This window comes from Gordonia sp. UBA7860 (assembly GCF_002500165.1).
Classification (GTDB): domain Bacteria; phylum Actinomycetota; class Actinomycetes; order Mycobacteriales; family Mycobacteriaceae; genus Gordonia; species Gordonia sputi.
The window spans coordinates 1-4,596 of the sequence record NZ_DLSO01000106.1; the positions used below are offsets into that span (position 1 = coordinate 1).

Genomic DNA, 4,596 nt, shown 5'->3' on the forward strand with positions numbered 1-4,596 from the left:
CGACAAGCTCGATCAGCGGGTGGGGAGCTCGATCAGCGGGTGGGGAGCTCGATCAGCGGTGGGTTGGCTCGATCAGCGGGTGTTGTTTCGATCAGCGGGTGGGTGATCTCGACAAGCTCGATCAGCGGTGGCCGGCTCGATCAGCGGGTGGGGAGCTCGATCAGCGGTGGTCGGCTCGATCAGCGGGTGGTCTAGAAGGCCGTCAGGTACTGGTCGACCTCCCAGGGCGAGACGGCGGAGTGCCACGCGAAGAACTCCTCGCGCTTGAGGTGCGAGAAGTACTGCGAGACGGTCTGTGCGTCGGCGGGCCACTCGTCGGGGATCGCGGCGTCGAGCGTCGCTGTGACGACCGCGTCGGCTTCGAGCGCTTCGACGGCGTGCAGCAGGGTTAGCGGCAGTGACGAGATGTGCTTAGGGCAGGTGCCGAGCGCGCCGGGGTCGAGGCTGCGCTTGATGCCGTCGAGTCCCGCGCCGAGCGCCGCCGCGATGGCCAGGTACGGGTTGGCCGAGCCGTCGCCGCCGCGTAGTTCGACGCGCTGCTCGTCGGGGATGCGGACGTAGTGGGTGCGGTCGTTGCCGCCGTAAGTGGGGACTCGGGGTGCCCACGATGCGCCCGATCGGGTCGCGGTGGCACCAGTTCGCTTGTAGGAGTTGACTGTTGGTGCCATCACGGCCTGCAGGGCGGGAGCATGCTCGAGGATGCCACCGACGAATCCATATGCCTGCGCTGAGAGGCCGAGGCCACGCTCATCGTCGTCGGCTGCGTTCGGGAACACCGGGTTTCCGGCCGAGGTGAGCGAAAGGTGAAGGTGTAGACCGGAACCGGTGCGTTCGGCGAAGGGCTTGGGCATGAAGGTAGCGACCATGCCGCGCTCGGCGGCGAAGGTGGAGAGCAGGTAGCGCAGGGTGATCACGCGGTCGGCGGTGGTCAGCGCGTCGGAATAGGCGAAGTTCTGCTCGAACTGGCCGTTGCCGTCTTCGTGGTCGTTGGCGTAGTTACTCCAGCCGAGCTGGTTCATGGCCGTCGAAACAGTGGTGAGGTGGTCGTACATGCGGGTGAGGCCGCGGACGTCGTAGCAGGGTCGGTCGGAGTCGTCGGCCGCGTCTGCGGTGATCAGCGAGCCGCTGGCGTCGCGCTTGAGCAGGAAGTACTCGACCTCTGCGCCGACCCAGGGCTCGAAGCCGGCGTCGGCGGTCTGTGCGATCAGCGACTTGAGGATGTTGCGGGGAGCGAACGGCCACGGCTTGCCCAGCACGTAGGGATCACAGTGGACGATGGCCAGCCCCTCCTTGATGAAGGGCACCGGGAGGAACGACGAGACGTCGGGGATGGCCATCAGGTCGGGGTCTTTGGGCTCCTGGCCGATCGCGCCCACGGCGTAGCCGGCGAAACCGACTCCGTCGGTGGCCAATTCGTCGACGGCCTCGACCGGAACGAGCTTGGCGCATGGCTTGCCACGAAGGTCGACGAACATGGCGAGGATGAACTTGGTGTTGTTGGCCTCGCAGAGCTCGGCGAGGGTCTGGGTGTCAGTCATGGTTGCTCCGGGAGTTCGGGTGGGAGTGAATCCAGTATGTCTACTCGTATGAACCTTTGTCTAGTCCCAGTAGACGCTTCGGGTATTGCGGTTGCGTTAAGCCCGCGTGAGGTCGTGGTATCGGGATGAGGCGGGTGCACGCTCGGCGGGATGGAGCGCACAGTCGGCAGACCCGACTCCGGGACGCAGAACGCCCGTGAGTGTGCGGCTCGTTCCGCACTCACGGGCGTTCTCACGGTCGAGGACTGCTCAGGATGACGTCGCTGTGGTGGCGCCAGCCGGTTGTGTGGTTGTGGCAGTGGGGAGTTCGCGCTCGATGTTCTCTGCGGCCCGCTCGGGATGAATACCGGAGAAGCCACCCTGAGCGTGCCCGACGCCTGCCGCGGGGATCTCGTAGGCGGTCTCGGCGTGGATGGTGGCATCGAGGCCAAGCGTCTCGGTCTCGGCGTCGACGCGCAGGCCGATCGTCTTGTCGATGGCCTTCGCAATGAGCCAGGTCATCACGAACGAGAACGTGCAGGTGATCACGATGCCCGCGAGTTCGCGCCAGAGGAGACCGAAGTCGCCACCGAAGAGGATGCCCGTCAGACCTGCGGGTGCGGCGGACGCCGCGAAGAGCACGATGCAAAACGTTCCGACGATGCCGCCGATGCCGTGGACGATGAAGGCGTCGAGGCTGTCGTCGACCTTGAACCGAGACTTGATGCTCATCAGGAATGCGACGACGCCGGCCGCGAGCAGTCCCACGCAGAGTGCACCAATCGAATTGACCGCATTGGCCGACGGGGTGATACCGACGAGCCCGGCGATCGCGCCGGTGATGACACCCAACGATGTCACGTGGCCTTCACGAATCCTCTCGATGATGGCGAAGCCGATCATGCCGGCGCTACCGGCCAGCAGCGTGTTGAGGATGACGAACTGGGTCAAGAAGGTCGCCCCCAGGGCACAGCTGCCGTTGAAACCGAACCAGCCGAACCACAGGATGCCGCCACCGAGAAGGACCATCGGCACGTTGTGTGGGCGCTCCATGCGCTTACGGCGTGCACCGAGCACGAGTGCCAGCGCAAGCGCTGCGACACCTGAATTCATGTGCACCGCAGTACCGCCCGCGAAATCGTGTATGCCGATCTTGTTCAGCAGGAAGCCGCCCTTGGCGTCGTCGGTGTCGGCGCTGAATACCCAGTGGGCGACCGGGAAGTAGACCAGCGTCAACCAGATCGGCACAAAGACGAGCCAAGCCGAGAACTTCATGCGGCCAGCCGCGCCGCTGGCCACGATCGCCACGGTGATCGCGGCGAACAGGATGAACCATGCTGCGTAGTAAAGGACTTGGGTTCCCCCGGAGCCGTCATCGGTTTGGAAGTTCAGGAGCCCGATGTATTCGGCAGGATTGCCGATCAGCCCCCATCCGTTGACCGACGGCCCCGAGACGAGGCCGTACCCGTACACGACGTAGAGCACGCTGGTGATGCCGAGGGTGATGAGCACCATCGTCATCATGTTCAGCACATTGCGCGACCCGAGCATGCCTCCGTAATAGAAGGCGAGCCCGGGAAACATGAGCAGAACGAACACGAATGCGGCGAGCATCCACGACAGATCCGCGTGGGCGGCAAGTTGTTCCATGGCAGGTCCTCGGGTTTGGTGATCTCGACAAGCTCGATCAGCGGTGGTGGGGTTGATCAGCGGGTTGGTGATCTCGACAAGCTCGATCAGCGGTGGGTGGGGTGATCTCGACAGGCTCGATCAGCGGTGGGTGGGGTGATCTCGACAAGCTCGATCAGCGGCGGGCGTCGATCAGCGAAGGGTGGGGTCGATCAGCGGGTTAGGCGGGTTGGCGGAGATATGCGACAACGTCGTCGCGGTAGTCGAGGAAGCCCTTGTACGCGGCGATGCGCTCGTCGAGGGTCTCGATGACGGTGGCCAGCTGGGCCGACCACGCGGGGATACGTCGCACCTCGTCGAGCGACGCCATGAACGTACGGATGTTGAACGTGACGGCTCCCGACATCGGGAGTCGAATGAAGTGCTCGAGCTCGATGCGCAAGCGCGCCGAGCCAAAGTTCTTGTCCCGTACCATAGCCGGGATGTCGCGGCCCCACTCGGGAAGCTCCTCGAGGCTGACGTCGAGCTTGTGCGAGTCCGACGCCGAGAGGGTCCAGTTCACGCGACGGTAGACCTGGTCGGCGGGCAGCCTCCGCAGGAACTGCTCGGCTCGGGCGACGATGCCGTCACGGATCAGACCTGGTACGGGCGAATGTATTTCGTACATGTCCATGCCGACGTCGAACGACACCGACCAGGCCGCGGCGAAGGTCACGACACCGGCGTCGAAGTACAGGCGGCCGTCGCGTTCGACTACCAGGAGCAGGTCGTCGGGAACCTCACGGGCGAGGAAGTCCATCGGTCCGCTGGGCAGTGTTGCCGCGTCGCCGAGGGTGAACTCTGCGTCGGTGCCGAGAAGGTCGTTGCGCCAATGGAATCGGCCGGACCCTAGTTCGGCGAGGTGCATGAATTGTGGGTAGGCGAGCGCGAGGTCGCGTAGGTAGTACAGCAGCAGATCCCAGCACGCGATCTCCATGCCGGGTCGGATACGCACGCGAGACGGATCGGCGTCGAGTATTCGCCTGCGCTCGGCCATGATCGACGTGTACTCGGCGCCGCCGAGGTCGACGAGGTTGCGGCCCCACTCCCCTCCGCGCGTTCTACGCGGAACACGGGCCGGCTCGACGTTGACGGAGTAGTTGAACTCCTCGAGCTCGTCGGGGAACGGCCATGGGATGTTCGACAGGTGGTCGACGGGTTGCGCGAGAAAGTCGGCCGCCGCGCCGGTCGGCGCGTGGGCTGGGGACTGGTCTGCGGTGAGTGTCATGTGGTCACCTCGAAATCGGTTGGGCGGGTTGGGCTGGGGTGATCTCGACAAGCTCGATCAGCGGATGGGGCTCGGTCAGCGGGGTGGGGCTCGGTCAGCGGGTGGGTGATCTCGACAAGCTCGATCAGCGGTGGTCGGGTCGGTCGGCGGGGGGGGGATCTCGACAAGCTCGATCAGCGGGGG

Annotated in this window: 3 protein-coding genes; all 3 read right to left on the reverse strand. The window is 64.9% G+C overall.

Features of this window, described 5'->3' with window-relative positions; translation table 11 throughout:
- Positions 1–191: 191 nt before the first annotated feature.
- The gene (gene glnT, locus B3T59_RS13265) at positions 192–1,538 is read right to left on the reverse strand and encodes a type III glutamate--ammonia ligase (RefSeq protein WP_005205388.1); all 1,347 of its coding nucleotides are present in this window, start codon (positions 1,536–1,538) and stop codon (positions 192–194) included.
- A gap of 249 nt (positions 1,539–1,787) precedes the next feature.
- Positions 1,788–3,167 (reverse strand): ammonium transporter, encoded by a 1,380-nt coding sequence (locus tag B3T59_RS13270; RefSeq protein ID WP_005205386.1) that lies wholly within the window; start codon positions 3,165–3,167, stop codon positions 1,788–1,790.
- A gap of 199 nt (positions 3,168–3,366) precedes the next feature.
- Positions 3,367–4,413: a heme-dependent oxidative N-demethylase family protein gene (locus B3T59_RS13275; RefSeq protein ID WP_005205384.1), complete on the reverse strand. Its 1,047-nt coding sequence runs from the start codon at positions 4,411–4,413 to the stop codon at positions 3,367–3,369.
- Positions 4,414–4,596: the final 183 nt, after the last annotated feature.